Source organism: Salinibacterium sp. NG253, assembly GCF_015864945.1.
Lineage (GTDB): Bacteria > Actinomycetota > Actinomycetes > Actinomycetales > Microbacteriaceae > Rhodoglobus.
In genome coordinates, this window is sequence record NZ_JADYWF010000001.1 from 87,518 (window position 1) to 102,158 (window position 14,641).

General features: G+C 59.8%; 18 protein-coding genes. 14 read left to right on the forward strand and 4 right to left on the reverse strand.

Annotated elements, in window-relative coordinates; all coding sequences use genetic code 11:
• Positions 1–49: 49 nt before the first annotated feature.
• Positions 50–406, reverse strand: a complete 357-nt coding sequence (locus I6E52_RS00455; protein WP_197135410.1) for a sulfur reduction protein DsrE — start codon at positions 404–406, stop codon at positions 50–52.
• Between the two features lie 82 nt (positions 407–488).
• Between I6E52_RS00455 and I6E52_RS00460 the strand changes: the two genes are divergently transcribed.
• The 9 genes from I6E52_RS00460 (at position 489) to I6E52_RS00500 (ending at position 6,559) form a co-directional block, all read left to right on the forward strand.
• Entirely contained in the window at positions 489–1,052 is a 564-nt protein-coding gene (locus I6E52_RS00460) for a TetR/AcrR family transcriptional regulator (RefSeq protein WP_197154180.1), read from the forward strand.
• Positions 1,053–1,103: 51 nt separating this feature from the next.
• Positions 1,104–2,195 carry an Rv2578c family radical SAM protein gene (locus I6E52_RS00465; protein ID WP_197154182.1) on the forward strand — a complete coding sequence of 364 codons (1,092 nt, stop codon included), beginning with the start codon at positions 1,104–1,106 and terminating at the stop codon, positions 2,193–2,195.
• A gap of 172 nt (positions 2,196–2,367) precedes the next feature.
• A complete protein-coding gene (locus tag I6E52_RS00470; protein ID WP_197154184.1) occupies positions 2,368–2,634 on the forward strand; it encodes a Rho termination factor N-terminal domain-containing protein in 267 nt (88 codons plus the stop codon).
• Positions 2,635–2,708: 74 nt separating this feature from the next.
• Positions 2,709–3,494: a thioesterase family protein gene (locus tag I6E52_RS00475; RefSeq protein WP_197154186.1), complete on the forward strand. Its 786-nt coding sequence runs from the start codon at positions 2,709–2,711 to the stop codon at positions 3,492–3,494.
• An 81-nt stretch (positions 3,495–3,575) separates the two neighbouring features.
• The gene (locus I6E52_RS00480; protein ID WP_197154188.1) at positions 3,576–3,971 is read left to right on the forward strand and encodes a metalloregulator ArsR/SmtB family transcription factor; all 396 of its coding nucleotides are present in this window, start codon (positions 3,576–3,578) and stop codon (positions 3,969–3,971) included.
• 15 nt (positions 3,972–3,986) lie between these two features.
• Entirely contained in the window at positions 3,987–4,472 is a 486-nt protein-coding gene (locus tag I6E52_RS00485; RefSeq protein ID WP_197154190.1) for an SRPBCC domain-containing protein, read from the forward strand.
• Positions 4,473–4,484: 12 nt separating this feature from the next.
• Positions 4,485–4,775 (forward strand): DUF4287 domain-containing protein, encoded by a 291-nt coding sequence (locus I6E52_RS00490; RefSeq protein ID WP_197154192.1) that lies wholly within the window; start codon positions 4,485–4,487, stop codon positions 4,773–4,775.
• A gap of 129 nt (positions 4,776–4,904) precedes the next feature.
• The gene (locus tag I6E52_RS00495) at positions 4,905–5,666 is read left to right on the forward strand and encodes a thioredoxin domain-containing protein (protein ID WP_197154194.1); all 762 of its coding nucleotides are present in this window, start codon (positions 4,905–4,907) and stop codon (positions 5,664–5,666) included.
• Positions 5,667–5,668: 2 nt separating this feature from the next.
• Positions 5,669–6,559, forward strand: coding sequence for a cytochrome c biogenesis CcdA family protein (locus tag I6E52_RS00500; RefSeq protein WP_197154196.1), 891 nt, complete (start codon positions 5,669–5,671; stop codon positions 6,557–6,559).
• Here I6E52_RS00500 and I6E52_RS00505 read toward each other — a convergent pair.
• Together I6E52_RS00505 and I6E52_RS00510 are read right to left on the reverse strand one after the other, a co-directional pair.
• Positions 6,556–6,963 carry an RNA-binding S4 domain-containing protein gene (locus I6E52_RS00505; protein ID WP_197154198.1) on the reverse strand — a complete coding sequence of 136 codons (408 nt, stop codon included), beginning with the start codon at positions 6,961–6,963 and terminating at the stop codon, positions 6,556–6,558. The two genes, I6E52_RS00500 and I6E52_RS00505, sit on opposite strands and share 4 nt — an antisense overlap.
• Positions 6,963–7,406, reverse strand: coding sequence for a hypothetical protein (locus I6E52_RS00510; RefSeq protein WP_197154199.1), 444 nt, complete (start codon positions 7,404–7,406; stop codon positions 6,963–6,965). The genes I6E52_RS00505 and I6E52_RS00510 overlap by 1 nt, the downstream gene beginning before the upstream one ends.
• 83 nt (positions 7,407–7,489) lie before the next feature.
• On the opposite strand from I6E52_RS00510, the gene I6E52_RS00515 reads away from it, so the two are divergent.
• The 4 genes from I6E52_RS00515 to I6E52_RS00530 all read left to right on the forward strand — a co-directional run bounded on the left by I6E52_RS00515 (position 7,490) and on the right by I6E52_RS00530 (position 10,101).
• The gene (locus I6E52_RS00515; RefSeq protein WP_197154200.1) at positions 7,490–8,074 is read left to right on the forward strand and encodes a CDP-alcohol phosphatidyltransferase family protein; all 585 of its coding nucleotides are present in this window, start codon (positions 7,490–7,492) and stop codon (positions 8,072–8,074) included.
• 44 nt (positions 8,075–8,118) lie between these two features.
• Positions 8,119–8,628, forward strand: a complete 510-nt coding sequence (locus I6E52_RS00520; RefSeq protein ID WP_197124945.1) for an FHA domain-containing protein — start codon at positions 8,119–8,121, stop codon at positions 8,626–8,628.
• Positions 8,628–9,326, forward strand: coding sequence for a MerR family transcriptional regulator (locus I6E52_RS00525; protein WP_197124943.1), 699 nt, complete (start codon positions 8,628–8,630; stop codon positions 9,324–9,326). Before I6E52_RS00520 ends, I6E52_RS00525 begins: the two co-directional genes overlap by 1 nt.
• 226 nt (positions 9,327–9,552) lie before the next feature.
• The gene (locus I6E52_RS00530) at positions 9,553–10,101 is read left to right on the forward strand and encodes a MerR family transcriptional regulator (protein ID WP_197124941.1); all 549 of its coding nucleotides are present in this window, start codon (positions 9,553–9,555) and stop codon (positions 10,099–10,101) included.
• Positions 10,102–10,286: 185 nt separating this feature from the next.
• Here I6E52_RS00530 and I6E52_RS00535 read toward each other — a convergent pair whose 3' ends face one another.
• Entirely contained in the window at positions 10,287–11,090 is an 804-nt protein-coding gene (locus I6E52_RS00535) for a ParA family protein (RefSeq protein WP_197124939.1), read from the reverse strand.
• A 121-nt stretch (positions 11,091–11,211) separates the two neighbouring features.
• On the opposite strand from I6E52_RS00535, the gene I6E52_RS00540 reads away from it, so the two are divergent.
• Entirely contained in the window at positions 11,212–14,616 is a 3,405-nt protein-coding gene (locus tag I6E52_RS00540) for a pyruvate carboxylase (protein WP_197154201.1), read from the forward strand.
• Positions 14,617–14,641 lie beyond the last annotated feature (25 nt).

Genomic DNA, 14,641 nt, shown 5'->3' on the forward strand with positions numbered 1-14,641 from the left:
CGTTGTGGTGGCTCACGCCGGGCCGTTGCGCTGCTCGGAGGAGTTGGCGCTAGTAGTTCATGATCTGGTAGCCGTCGACAACGAGCTTGCGAACGCTGGCTTCGCCGCCGTTGTCGGAAAGCAGCGGGAAGCCGCCATCGCGAATGGGCTCGAACACATTGTGCGACTTGGAGCAGAACTCGCAGGCGCCGATGATCGTGTCGCCAAGAGCGGTAACAAGGCCGTGCATGGGGTGGCTAGCGTCAGCGATCTTCGCGAGGGTCTCAACGCCTGAACCGTCGAACATGACGATCACATCGTCGCCAGCAGCCTTGAATTCGAGAGCGGTTTTGAGGCCGCGGTAGACGCGAGCGTTGTTGTTCTCGAGCGTTTCGAGGATGACGACGGCGATCTTGAGGTCTGACATTGAAAACTCCTTGTGTTGGCCATCCAGCGTTTCTAGACGGATCCGTCTAGAAAATATAGACGGGTTCGTCTAGAATTGCAACATGGCCTCAGAAACTCCTCAGATCCGCGTGACTTCGCGAATGAAACTCCTCGCTACTGCGGCGGATCTCTTCTATACGCACGGCATCAATGCCACGGGAATCGATACGGTGATCGCCAAAGCGGGGGTGGCGAAAGGCAGCATGTATCACCACTTCCCGAGCAAAGAAGCTCTCATTGCGGCCTACCTCGATGAAGAGGCGGATGCCTGGCTAGATCGGGTAACGGAGTTCGACGACGAGCATGCCTCGACCGCCGAACGCGTCGCGCGTCTCTTCACTGCAGTCGCCGATCAAGTCGATGAGGGCACTTTTTACGGCTGCCCCTTCACTAATGCGGCCATCGAGTGCCCCGATATGGCTGACGTGCAGTCATCAATTGCCCGCTACCGCCGGGTGCTTCGCAGTCATGTGTCCCACATCATTGGTCCGGATGCGGCCGAGGGTGTGATCACGCGGCTCATTGTTCTCTACGACGGTGCGCTCACGACGGCCAAGCTCACGAGAGATTCGGCTCAGGTTCGCGATATTGCACAGTTCGCGCGGGAGCTGGTGTCCGCGGCCTAGCTGCGGGCGCGTCGGCTTGCGCGTTATTCGAACATATGTTCGAATGGCTCAATGCGATGGAGTGGGCAACAAATTGGCAGTGAGGCTCCCGACGCGCTGCCCGGTCTCGCCAAGCTCAACAACCTGGTGCGCACAGTGCGAACCCCTGAATTCGACGGCGTCACGTTTTACGAAGTCGCCGCCAAGAGCGCGCTCAACAAGGTGCCCACCGCCAGTGATATGCCGTTCGGCTGGACCATCAACCCCATGCGTGGATGTCTCCACCAGTGCACGTACTGCTTCGCCCGTCCCACCCACGAGTTCCTCGATCTCGACGCGGGCAAAGACTTCGACACGCAGATCATCGTCAAGGTGAATGTGGCTGAGGTGTTGGCTAGGGAGCTGAGTAAACCCAGTTGGGGGCGGCATCCGGTCGCGCTCGGCACGAACACGGATCCGTACCAGCGCGCTGAGGGTCGTTATCGGCTGATGCCCGGCATCATCGCCGCCCTCGCGGGGTCCGGAACGCCCTTGTCAATCTTGACGAAGGGCACGCTGTTGCGGCGTGATCTTGCCCTCTTGTCAGAGGCAAGCGAGCATGTCCCGGTTGATGTGGGCATGTCGATCGCGATTTACGACGACGAGCTTCAGCAGTCGGTCGAGCCGGGCACGCCCACCGCGAAGGCTCGCTTGGCCACGGTGAGCGCTGTGCGTGATGCCGGACTCGATTGCGCTATCTTCTTGATGCCGATTCTGCCCTTCTTGACCGACACGCGAGACCATCTTGAGCGTGCCGTTTCTCAGGCGAAAGAGGCAGGGGCAACCTCGATTACGTACTCGGCGTTGCACTTGAAGCAGGGAACGAAGGAGTGGTACCTCGGGTGGCTTGAGCAGGCGCATCCGGAATTGCTGGGCAAATATCGTTCGATGTATTCGCGAGGCAACTATGCCCCCAAGGAATATCGACAGTGGCTGGCAGCCAAACTGAAGCCGATCATCCGGCGTCATGGCTTAGAGAGAACGCTGCTCGATCCGGCGACAGGCATTGTCGGTTCCCGAGCTCGCACTCCGGTTCATTCTGGTCTCATTGGCCGATCGTTAATCGCGGAAGAAATGCCACCCGAGCTGGCGGCGCGCGCAATGCCGCAACCGACCCTCTTCTAGCGCGGTCTTCGTCGGACTCACTGTCGCTCCCGCTGTCGCCGCTGGGTTGCTGGGTGTTTGGTTCGCGCTCACTGAGCGTTTTCGCACAATCGCCAAGAACGTCGGCTGCTGTGCGTACTGTTTCGCTGAACGAGCACAGCCGTGCTCGACGACGTCAGAAAGGTGAAGGCAGATGCCTAAGAACAAGAATTCACGCCTTAAGGATCCCGAACTGTATGAGTCGTTGAGAGATGATGGCGCCTCCGCAGAGAAAGCGGCCCGTATTTCTAACGCCGCCGCACGAGATGGGCGTTCTGAGGTCGGCCATCGCGGGGGAGAAGCCGGTTCGTATGAGGACTGGACCGTGGCAGACCTCAAGAAGCGGGCTAGAGAGCTGGGCCTCCACGGCTATTCGTCGCTCACGAAATCCGAAGTGATCAAGTTGCTTCGCTCGCACTAACAACCCTGCAGGGCGTTGAAGGCTGCAGGCGTTGAAACGATGACGGCGAGCGACGAGCTAACTAGTCTGGGGGAGTGACCACACCAGCAGAGTCTTACTATCTCCGACACGATGCCACCCATTTTGAGTCGACCATTCATGCACAGGGCGCGTGGAATCCCCACGAGCAACACATGGCTCCGGTCGCCGGTATTCTCGCGCACGTCCTTGAAGCATTTGAGGCACGCGAAGGCCTCCGCATCGCTCGCATTAGTTACGAGATCTTGGGTCTCATCCCCGCGGGCGAATTCGACATTGTGACGTCAGTCGTTCGTCCTGGCCGCACGATTGAACTCGTGCAAGCGGAGCTCACCGCGGGTGGCCGCGTTGCCGTGCGCGCGACGGCGTGGCGTCTCCAGATTTCGGATACCTCAGAGGTTGAGGGGATCGTCGATCAACGGATGCCCGGCCGCGAGCTCGCGGGGGAGCCAGTGAACCTTTCCGAGTGGCCCGGCGGCTACATCCAATCGATTGAGGCGCGGGCGCTTCCCGAGCACGCGTCGGGCAGTGGCCGGGTGTGGTTGCGCACGCCGTATCCCTTGCTCGCTAATGAGCCGGTGAGTGACTTCGCTCGGCTGACTGGCCTTGTGGACACCAGCAACGGCATCGCGACTCGCGTCAAGCCGGGAGTGGGCGGGTACGCCTTTCCCAATGTCGACCTGCAGGTGCACTTATATCGACTGCCGGCCGGAGAGTGGCTCGGTCTCGAGAATGCGGTGAACTTTGGCTCCGATGGCATTGGCCTGACCTCCACGGTGCTCCACGACGAGCGGGGGCCGTTCGGTCGCGCCGAGCAAATCTTGACGCTGCGCAAGGTCTAGCTTTCCCCGGCGCGAGACTGCGGAGATAGTTTTCTCACTACCTCTTGCGCTGATTTTCTCGCTGCCATAATATACAACCAAATGGTTGTATATGAATTGACAGACTCCGAAGTTGACGCGATGTTCGGCGCCCTCGCCGATGCCACCCGACGTGACATCGTCGATCGCGTGCTGCACGAAAATGCTTCAGTGTCGCGTCTCGCCGAGCGCTACGACATGAGTTTCGCCGCAGTGCAAAAGCACGTGGCCGTCCTGCAGGCAGCAGGGTTGGTGACAAAGTCCCGCCAGGGTCGCGAGCAGATTGTCAGCGGCAATCTCGTGTCCATTCATCACATCCAAAAGCTTCTTTCTCACTTCGAAGCGGTGTGGAAGCAGCGTGCACTGCAAATGGCTGACGTGTTGCGGGATGACGCAACCACTGAGGCACCACCGAGCCCCACGAGTTCAGGGACTCGGGCCGATATCCCTCACGACTAAAGAAATGGTGAAGCAATGAACGTCACAACTCACACTGATCCTGAAGCACTCACCCTGACGACCACCACCGAACTTGCTGCGTCTCTTGAACGCGCTTGGCAGCTGGTGAGCGATCCGCGTCAGCTCGAGCGCTGGTGGGGGCCGCCCGAGTGGCCGGCAACTTTCGTGCGCTACGAGTTTGTGCCGGGTGGGCGCGCGCATTACTTCATGCAAGGTCCTGATGGTGAGCGAATGCACGGTATGTGGCGCATCTTGTCGATTACCGAGCCGCGCGAAGTTTCCATCGAAGATGAGTTTGCGGATGACCAAGGCGAACCCTCGGGGGATATCGGTGTTACGACCGCTCTTCTGACGTTCGAGCCCATCGACGGCGGCACCCGGCTGACGATCCTGTCGGGTTTCGCGTCTGCAGAGCAGCTCGAAGAAATGGTGAAGATGGGCATGGAAGAAGGCATGCGAGAGGCTATCGGCCAAATCGACGCACTGCTCTCCGAAGACTAGGAGGGGCTGCTCATGTCATTTCAGGCATATCTCGATGCGGTCGAGAAAAAGACAGGGCTCACGCCGCGGCAATTGATAGCGAAGGCGGCAGAGAAGGGTTTCGTCGATGACTCGGCGAAAGCGGGAGAGATCCTTGAGTGGCTCGCGAGCGATTACCAGCTGGGCCGTGGACATGGCATGGCAATTGTTCACGTCATCAAGAAGGGTGCGCGTATCGACTCCACACATGTCGGCACGTCGGGCACGCATCGCGATGAGTCAGACACGCTGTGGCTCGACGGTGCCGCGAGCAAACCACACTAACAGCGCGAGGTGAGCGTGGTGGCGGGCAGCGCTCTGGCGCTCGGGTGTGCTGTCACTGGGTAGGGTGGAGAGTGGCTCTTCTTGGGGTCGAGGAGCAGGGTAGTTGAGTACCCCGAGAGGATCTGTAGCGTGAAAAACAGCGGCAAGCCACAGTCGAACCGAGCTCGACAGGGCGGCCGCAAGTATTCCCGCAAACAGCTCGTCATGCTACTCGGCGGGCTAGGCGCGCTCGCGCTTCTCGCCGTCGCGTTCGTAGCCGGTGCCCAGGCAAACTCCGGTTCGTCAACGCCTCAGGCATTGCCGTCGGTCTCTGCCGAGGAGGGCAGCCAGCCCACGATTGACTTGGCTCGTCGAATCGATGGAGACCCTACGGCGATGGGAGCGATTGATGCTCCCGTCGTCCTCGTCGAATATGCGGACTATCGCTGTCCTTTCTGCGGGGTGTTGTCGCGCGAGACCCTTCCTGAACTGATCAGCGAATACGTCGACTCCGGGCAGCTGCGCATCGAATGGCGCGACTACCCCATTTTTGGTGAAACCTCGGTGTTGGCGGCTGTTGCAGCCCACGCGGCGGGCGAGCAAGGCCTCTTTTGGGAATACAACACAGCAGTGTATGAATCGGCGCCCGAAACGGGACATCTCGAGATCGACAAAGAAAAACTTCTTGCGTACGCTCGCGACATTGGGGTGCCCGATCTTGCCCAGTTTGAGGCAGATCTCAGTAGTCCGGCTCTGATCGCACGGGTTCAGGCGAACGTGTCCGAAGCGCAGCAAATTGGCGTCACGAGCGTGCCGTCCATTGTGATCGACGATGTGCCGATCGCGGGTGCTCAGCCTCTTCAGGTCTTCCGCGACGTAATCGATGAGCAGCTCCGATTGGCCGGCCAGTAACGGTGGACATCGGTTACGCCGGGGCATTCATCGGCGGATTGTTCGCGCTATTGAGCCCGTGCTCAGTCATGCTGTTGCCGGCGTTTTTCGCCTATGCGTTTGGTTCAGCGGCGAAGCTTTTTGCGCGAACGGGATTGTTTTTCGGTGGTTTGGTGACCACGTTGGTTCCGCTGGGAGTGTTTTCGGCCACGCTGGGGTCACTCGTCAATGAGCATCGCGGTGCTCTCGTGGTTGGCGCAGCAATCGTGGTGATCGTCGCCGGAGCGATTCAGCTGTTCGGCATCCCGATTCCCGGTTTCAGCCGAACCGAAAACGCGGATGCCGCGACAGATCGAACCTCGGCAGTTTCCGTCTTCGCCCTCGGCATGGTTTACGCGGTCGCCGGTGTCTGCGCTGGCCCTATCCTTGGATCGGTGCTCGCGGTTGCGGCACTGAGCGGAAACGCTGCCTACGGCGCCATCATGCTTACGCTCTATGCGCTCGGGCTCACGGTCCCTCTACTCGTGCTTGCTGCGGTGTGGAAGCGTGTGGGGGCGCGTGGTCGGTCATGGCTGCGTCCGCGCACGCTCACGATCCGGAGCTGGTCAAATTCGTGGACCATGATCATTTCTGGCGCGCTCACGATCGGGATTGGCGTCCTTCTGTTGGTCAGCGACGGAACCGCGTCGCTGGGCGGTTTCGTCCCGATCACCGCTCAGTACCGTGCAGAGTCATGGGCCGCCACAACGGGCGCGAGCATCAACAACGTTGTGTTCTTGCTCGGGGTAGTCGCGGCCTCTGCTTCTGTCGGCGTCGTTGTGTGGCTGGTGTCGCGTCAGCCCCGGGCCAAAGCACTCCTGCAAGCGCCTGAACACACCGAAGCACCCGAACAAACTGAAGCGCCCGAACGCTAAAGCTCGGTCATCCATTCGTCGCCGGTGTCGACACTGTCTCTGCCGCGCAGCTTCTCAAGGTCGCGTCGCTCACGTTTGGTGGGTCGCCCGGCGCCGCGGTCACGCATCGGCGCGAAGGCACGCTCTTCGCGAGTGGGCGCTGGGGGAGTCTCGTCCACGTAGCTTTCGGCGGCCGTCACTGCTGAAACGCGTTTCACAATCGTCTGCTTGACGACCAGGATGCGGTCGAATCCGGCAATTCGAACCCGCACTTGGTCGCCGATTTTCACTGCTTGCGCTGCTTTGACACTCGCGCCACCAATTTTTACGTGGCCCGCACGGCACGCAGTAGTCGCTTGAGAGCGGGTCTTGTAGACGCGCACCGCCCATAGCCAACTGTCAACGCGAACTGCTCCGGCAGCCATCAGGCGGAGGCGAGTTCAGTTTTCCACTGCACGAGTCGCTGCACAGTGGCGCTGGTGTCCGCGGCGAGTGTGAGCATGGTGTCTTCGGGAACAAAGAAGTTGATCGCCAGGAAACCGCGCACGGTCTCCGAGGGGTCGTCGGCGAGCATCCGGAGTACGTCGCAGGGAGCGTATTCGTTGCGAGCCACACAAGCGCGCACTCCGTCGTCAGTATCGCGGGCGAGCGTTTCGAACACGTCGATGGGCGTGTTGTGGTTACTTGCGGCACTTTCGCGAATTTTCGGATTGGGGTCGGCCGCCAGGATTCGGATCCTCGCGATTTTGCTCGCGGTTACTTCGGGGGCCGGGTGGAGTTCTGCCGCTTCCTCGGCGGTGAGCATCGAGGGGGCCATTGCTCGCATTTGTTCCCGCTGGGCTGGAGTGTTGAAGCGGATGCATGACATGCATTCAAGGGTACGCCTGCGTCCAGAGAAGATTGAGTTGCTTTCACGGCATTTTGCGCGCGGATGATCGCTAGACTTGGAGGGTGGCCACACGCAGTTCACCCGAGATCAGCGATCGTGTGTGGACTGTGCCCAATGTCTTGAGCTTCATCCGGCTCGCGTTGGTTCCGGTCTTCTTGTATTTGATCATCTCGGCCCAAGATGCGCTGGCTCTGATCGTGCTCGTGTTCTCCAGCCTGAGCGACTATCTCGATGGCGTGATTGCTCGTCGTTTCAACCAGATCACGAGGCTCGGCCAGTTACTTGATCCGGCGGCTGACCGACTGTTTATTTTTGCCGCCCTGATTGGTCTCGCCGCGCGCGACGTCATCCCCTGGTGGTTGTTCTTGGTCATCGTCGGGCGCGACATCATGCTGGTCATTTTGGGAATCATCTCGGCGAACTACGGTTTTGGCCCGCTACCGGTGCACCATTTGGGCAAAGTTGCCACGGCTGCACTGTTCTATGCGTTGCCCATTTTGATGCTGGGCCAAGCATTCCCGGCAATTGCCGGGGTTGCTGATCCAGTCGGGTGGGCGTTCGCGCTCTGGGGTGCGTTCTTGTATTGGTGGGCTGGCTTCATCTATGTTGCGCAATCCGTCCGTATTTCTCGCCTCCCGAGGGTCTGAGTTGTGCTCCGATCCGATACGCTGTTCAGTCAGGGAGGTTTGCGATGGTTGAGTCAATGAATAATGGTCACGGCGCCGACGTAGAGTCGGCAAATGAGACGTCCGCGCAGCCTATTGTCGAGCGGATCGACACCACTGCCACGTACAGTCACGAGTTTGCGGCTCAGGTCGCCGCTATGGGGGTCGACGTTTCCGTCGATGAGCAGGAAGCGATCGCCGCATTGCCTTCGGGGTCTGCGTTGTTGATCGTTCGCCGCGGCCCAAACGTGGGGGCGCGTTTTCTTTTGGATGCTGACATCACTACGGTGGGGCGTCATCCTGAGGCTGATATTTTTCTCGATGACGTCACGGTGTCTCGCCGTCATGTCGAGTTCTTGCGTTCAGGCACAGCATTTGACGTCAAAGATTTGGGGTCGCTCAATGGCACCTATCTTGGCGGCGATCGCATTGAGTCCACTGCTGTCCTTCGCGATCGTGCTGAGGTTCAAATCGGCAAGTACAAGCTCACGTTCTACCCGTCGCGTCGCGATCTTGCGTCGGCGGTTGGTAATTAGTGGCTGGGGTAGCGCGTCAGACGCGTTCGACTCCGGCACCAGCGCTTCTGAGCATTGGGCAGGTTCTTGCCAAGCTCAGCCCAGAGTTTCCTGATCTAACTCCATCGAAGCTGCGCTTCCTCGAGGAGCGCAAACTGGTGTCGCCGGCGCGCACAGCCTCGGGCTACCGCAAGTTTTCGTCGGCAGACATGGAGCGCTTGCGCTTCGTTCTCACGATGCAGCGTGACCACTACCTTCCGCTGAAGGTCATTCGTGGCTATTTGGAAGAGATGGATGCCGGGCGCACGCCTGAGCTTCCTGGTGGCGCCGTTGCTGCAGCATCCATGCTGTCGGCCGAGCGCAAGCTCACTCGCGACGAGTTGATCCGCGAGGCCGGTGCCAGCCCGATGCTGTTGGGCGATGCTATTTCGTCGTCCCTCATTGTTGCCTCCGATGTTTTTGGTGAAGACGCGCTTGCGGTTCTCAAATCGCTTGTGGAGCTTCAGCGCAGCGGTATTGAACCACGACACCTTCGCGGCTTCCGCGCGGCGGCTGAGCGGGAACTGGGGCTCATTGAGAGCGCCCTAATGCCGGTTGCCCGTCGCAAGGACGCGTCAAGTCGAGCACGTGCTGCGGAGATGGCGCGCGAAATTGCGGGCCAGCTGGAGATTGTTCGCAGCAGTCTTATCCGATCCGCCCTCAGCCGGATGGATTCGTAGTACGGTCGATCTGTTGACCGTTTTTTCGGCTCGCGCCGAACGCGGTTCCGCGAGGTTGGCCCAGTTTTATCCGACTGATTCCGACACGCCGCCGACTTTTTGCGAATGTCGTTGATAGAGGCGGTGGGCGTGACTACCGTGGGGTAACACGAAACACTAAGCGTCAACTTCAACATGAAGGTTCGTTGTTTTCGTGCTGGTCAATCAGAACTAAAGGGGCAAAGCCATGAGTGAAGTTAACCGTAGCGAAGAGTCACGCTACGACCTCGGCCTCCTCTTTACCGACGGAATGCCAGACCTCGATCACACCTCCGGCTACCGTGGTGCCGTCGCCGCGCGCGCAGCCGGCATTAGCTATCGTCAGCTCGACTACTGGGCTCGCACTCAGCTTGTTGAACCCACTGTTCGCAGCGCGGCAGGGTCAGGTTCGCAGCGACTCTATGGCTTTCGCGACATCTTGGTGCTCAAGCTTGTCAAGCGCCTTCTCGACACGGGCATCTCGCTTCAGCAGATCCGTATCGCTGTCAACCAACTTCGTGAGTCCGGCATTCACGACCTCGCTCAGACCACTCTGATGAGTGATGGTGCCGGTGTCTATTTGTGCACTTCCAACGACGAAGTTATTGACCTCGTTAGCCGCGGCCAGGGAGTCTTTGGCATCGCCGTAGGCAAGGTTCTTCGTGAGGTCGAAACAAGCCTCATCGACCTCGACACGGTCAAGGGCGAAGATCCCATGGATGAGCTGGCGAAGCGCCGCGCATCCCGCGCCTCCTAAGCAACCCCTGCTGGGCGCCGCTTCCGGCATTTCTTTTCTCTGGCGCACAGTCGCTGCGCTGAATTTTTTGGCGCGCTCACGTCCGATACTTGCTGTGCTCGGGCGCGACAACACCGCTTAGCCAGACAGCGCTCGCCCTAACAACGACGTGCTTCAGCGCCCCAGCGCAGGCCGGAGGTTCGTTACTAGCCGTTGCTGTATTCGCCCATGCGTGCCGCACGCATGACGCGGTCGAGTAGTTGGTCGAAGTAGCGCGCCATTTCTTGCGCGCTCTCACCCGGCCATACGTGCAGGGGCTTCGCGGCACCTTGAGCTTGCTGGAGCGACGTGCGCTCGGGAAGCTGTGGCGAAAGCACCAGCGGTCCAAACATGTCCCGCAGTTCTTTGATGCGGAATTGGTGCTCAAGCGATTGTGACCGCAGGCGGTTCACGATGAGGCCGAGCGGCTGAAGACGAGGGGAGAGGCCGCGACGGATCTCTTCGATCGCGCGCAGAGCGCGGTCAGCGGCGGCGACCGAGAAAAGGCCAGGTTCGGTAACAATAGCTACGCGGTCGCTGGCTGCCCACGCGGTGCGCGTGAGGGCATTGAGCGATGGTGCGCAGTCAATGAGCACGAGATCATAGTCAGCTTCGACATTCGCGAGGGCTTCTTCAAGCTTCCAGATATCGCGGATGCTCGGGTGTGGTCCATCGAAATTGATAGCCGAAGGCGAACCAATCAGGACGTCCACTTTGCCGGGGCGGCCCTTTGTCCAGCCACTCGGCGCGATCGCGGCACGCACGATCTTCTCTTTGGGAGAGGCGAGTACGTCAGCCACGTTCAGGTGGCCGGCGACATCGATGTCCATTCCGGTCGACACATCGGACTGGGGATCAAGGTCGACGACGAGAGTTCGAAGACCGCGAGCGAAAGCCGCCGAAGCGAGCCCAAGCGTGACAGTCGTCTTTCCGACGCCCCCCTTGAGGGAACTAACGCTAAGTACGTGCACGAGTAACGACGATACCTTCACTACTGTTAAGAAACCTAAAACACCGCCAACTTTTGCGCACCCTTGAGGAAACTGCCAGAGTTCAATCACTCTAGGCTTGGTTTTTGTCAGGAAGGACCGAATGTTTAAGAAGATTCTCGTTGCCAACCGAGGTGAGATTGCTATCCGCGCAATGCGTGCGGCTGTCGAACTCGGGGCAAGAACTGTGGCCGTTTTCCCCTACGAAGACCGAAATTCGGTGCATCGTCTGAAAGCTGATGAGGCTTACCAGATTGGTGAAGAGGGGCATCCTGTCCGCGCCTATCTCGATGTTTCCGAGATTATTCGCGTCGCCAAAGAGTCTGGCGCTGACGCGATCTACCCGGGCTATGGCTTCCTTTCTGAGAACCCTGAGCTCGCGCATGCTGCAGCGGATGCCGGTATCGCTTTCATCGGCCCACCCACCAAGGTGCTCGAAATGGCTGGAAACAAGGTCACGGCAAAGGAGCACGCGATTGCAGCGGGAGTTCCCGTTCTCAAGTCGACTCCTGCCAGCACGGATCTTGAAGAACTCATTGCGGGTGCCGACGAGATCGGTTTCCCGGTCTTCGCCAAGGCTGTTGCCGGTGGTGGTGGGCGCGGTATGCGTCGTGTCGAGAAAAAAGAAGATTTGCGCGGTGCTCTAGAAGAGGCAATGCGTGAAGCCGACAGCGCGTTCGGTGATCCCACGATGTTTGTTGAGCAGGCCGTCGTTCGTCCTCGCCACATCGAAGTCCAAATCTTGGCCGACGCCCATGGCGGCGTCATCCACTTGTTCGAGCGTGACTGCTCGGTGCAGCGACGTCACCAGAAGGTTGTCGAGATCGCACCGGCCCCGAACCTCGACGAAGACACGCGTCAAGCGATGTACCGCGACGCGATCGCTTTTGCGAAGTCGATTGACTACGTCAACGCCGGCACGGTGGAGTTCCTGCTCGACACGGCAGGGGAGCGTAAGGGCGAACACGTCTTCATCGAGATGAACCCGCGTATCCAGGTTGAGCACACGGTGACTGAAGAAGTCACCGACGTTGACCTCGTGCAGTCTCAAATGCGAATTGCCTTCGGGGAGTCGTTAGAAGATTTGGGCCTGCGTCAAGACGAACTGAAGCTGCGTGGAGCGGCTCTGCAGTGCCGCATCACGACCGAAGATCCCGCTAGCGGTTTCCGCCCAGACACGGGCAAGATCACGACGTACCGCTCACCTGGTGGCGCCGGCATCCGTCTGGATGGTGGAACGGTCTCTGCTGGTTCGCAGATTTCCCCGCACTTCGACTCCATGCTCGTGAAGATGACGTGCCGTGGCCGCGACTTCGCGTCCGCTGTGCGTCGCGCCCGTCGTGGACTCGCTGAGTTCCGTCTTCGCGGTGTTACGACGAACATCCCGTTCCTTCAGGGAGTGCTCGATGACCCCGAGTTCATTGCGGGAGATTTGAGCACCGCGTTCATTGATGAGCGCCCGTGGCTCGTCAACTCGCATCGTTCCAAGGATCGCGGAACAAAGATCCTTACGTGGCTGGCCGACGTCACCGTCAACCAACCCAATGGCGACGGTGCTGGCATCATCAGCCCGCAATTGAAGTTGCCTGCAATCGATCTTTCGGTCGAAGCTCCGGCCGGGTCGCGTCAGCGTTTGTTGGAGCTCGGCCCGGCCGGGTTCGCCTCGGCTCTGCGCGAGCAGAAGTCCCTTGCCGTGACCGAAACAACTTTCCGCGATGCCCATCAGTCGTTGCTTGCCACTCGAGTGCGCACTCGCGACCTTGTCGCGGTAATGCCGCACGTGGCACGCATGACGCCAGAGTTGCTTTCGGTCGAGGCCTGGGGTGGGGCAACGTACGACGTTGCGCTGCGGTTCCTGGCCGAAGACCCGTGGGAGCGTCTCGCGTCCATGCGCGAAGCCCTGCCGAACATCGCGATTCAAATGCTCTTGCGCGGTCGTAACACGGTTGGCTACACGCCGTATCCGACCGAGGTTACGGATGCCTTCGTGCGTGAAGCCGCTGATACCGGTGTCGATATCTTCCGCATCTTTGACGCGCTCAACGATGTTTCGCAGATGCGACCGGCGATCGATGCTGTGCTGAACACGGGCACTGCCGTTGCTGAAGTTGCCCTCTGCTACACGGGTGACTTGCTTGACCCGAATGAGGATCTCTACACGCTCGACTACTACCTCAAGCTTGCTGATCAGATCATGGAAAGCGGCGCCCATGTGCTCGCGATCAAAGACATGGCTGGTCTCTTGCGTGCGGAAGCCGCTGAGAAGCTCGTAACGGCTTTGCGTGAACGTTTTGATGCTCCGGTGCACGTTCACACTCACGACACGGCAGGCGGCCAGCTGGCTACTCTGCTGGCGGCATCCCGTGCCGGTGCAGACGCAGTGGATGTTGCGAGCGCTCCCATGGCAGGAACAACGAGTCAGCCATCCATGTCGGCTTTGGTCGCGGCTCTCGCCCACACCGAACGCGATACGGGCATCTCGCTCGACGCGGTCTCCGATCTCGAGCCGTACTGGGAGGCTGTGCGTCACGCCTACGCGCCATTCGAATCGGGGCTGCCCGGTCCCACGGGGCGGGTCTACCACCACGAAATTCCTGGTGGACAGTTGTCGAACCTGCGTCAGCAGGCGATTGCGCTGGGTCTCGCTGACCAGTTCGAGACGATTGAGAACCTCTACGCTGCGGCAAACAAGATGCTCGGCCGTCCGCCGAAGGTCACCCCGTCCTCGAAGGTCGTTGGCGACCTGGCGCTAGCTCTTGCTGCAGCGCACGCCGACCCTGCCGACTTCGAAGCGAACCCGGACAAGTACGACATCCCTGATTCGGTGATTGGCTTCATGGCTGGTGAGTTGGGCGAACTGCCCGGTGGCTGGCCTGAGCCCTTCCGTTCGAAGGTGCTGAAAGGGCGCAACGTCAAGATCGGCATTGAGGAAATCAGCGCTGAAGATCAGGCTGCTCTCGACGGTGAGCCGCAGGAGCGCCGTTCAGCGCTCAACCGGTTGCTGTTCGCTGGCCCCACCCAGATCTTTGAGACGGCTCGCGAAACCTATGGAGACTTGTCGGCCCTCGATAGCAAGGATTACCTCTACGGCATCCAGCAGGGTCACGAGCACGTCGTTGAGATCGAGAAGGGCGTGCAATTGTTCGTCGGTCTCGAAGCGATCGGCGAGGCTGACGAGAAGGGAATGCGCACCGTCATGGCGACCCTGAATGGCCAGTTGCGGCCGGTGTTCATTCGCGATCAGAGCATCAAGGTCGACTCGACTGCGGCTGAGAAGGCAGATCCGTCTAAGCCTGGCCACGTAGCGGCGCCGTTCTCCGGTGTTGTCACGCTGCAGGTAGAAGAGGGCACAACTGTTGCAGTCGGCGACGCTGTGGCTTCGATCGAAGCGATGAAGATGGAAGCCGCAATCACGGCATCCGTTGCCGGAACGGTCAAGCGATTGGCCATTCCGAAGACGCAGCAGGTAGACGGCGGCGACTTGCTTGTGGAAATAGAACCCAGCTAAACCGCAGAAGTTTGTAGGGTAGGGA

Excerpts from the sequence above, each read along its gene's own strand:
- I6E52_RS00485 (WP_197154190.1), top strand. The coding sequence starts at position 3,987 with ATGAACGTCACAACTCACACTGATCCTGAAGCACTCACCCTGACGACC.
- I6E52_RS00505 (WP_197154198.1), bottom strand. The coding sequence starts at position 6,963 with ATGGCTGCCGGAGCAGTTCGCGTTGACAGTTGGCTATGGGCGGTGCGC.
- I6E52_RS00510 (WP_197154199.1), bottom strand. The coding sequence starts at position 7,406 with ATGTCATGCATCCGCTTCAACACTCCAGCCCAGCGGGAACAAATGCGA.
- I6E52_RS00455 (WP_197135410.1), bottom strand. The coding sequence starts at position 406 with ATGTCAGACCTCAAGATCGCCGTCGTCATCCTCGAAACGCTCGAGAAC.
- I6E52_RS00530 (WP_197124941.1), top strand. The coding sequence starts at position 9,553 with ATGAGTGAAGTTAACCGTAGCGAAGAGTCACGCTACGACCTCGGCCTC.
- I6E52_RS00480 (WP_197154188.1), top strand. The coding sequence starts at position 3,576 with ATGGTTGTATATGAATTGACAGACTCCGAAGTTGACGCGATGTTCGGC.
- I6E52_RS00460 (WP_197154180.1), top strand. The coding sequence starts at position 489 with ATGGCCTCAGAAACTCCTCAGATCCGCGTGACTTCGCGAATGAAACTC.
- I6E52_RS00470 (WP_197154184.1), top strand. The coding sequence starts at position 2,368 with ATGCCTAAGAACAAGAATTCACGCCTTAAGGATCCCGAACTGTATGAG.
- I6E52_RS00490 (WP_197154192.1), top strand. The coding sequence starts at position 4,485 with ATGTCATTTCAGGCATATCTCGATGCGGTCGAGAAAAAGACAGGGCTC.
- I6E52_RS00540 (WP_197154201.1), top strand. The coding sequence starts at position 11,212 with ATGTTTAAGAAGATTCTCGTTGCCAACCGAGGTGAGATTGCTATCCGC.
- I6E52_RS00465 (WP_197154182.1), top strand. The coding sequence starts at position 1,104 with ATGCGATGGAGTGGGCAACAAATTGGCAGTGAGGCTCCCGACGCGCTG.
- I6E52_RS00520 (WP_197124945.1), top strand. The coding sequence starts at position 8,119 with ATGGTTGAGTCAATGAATAATGGTCACGGCGCCGACGTAGAGTCGGCA.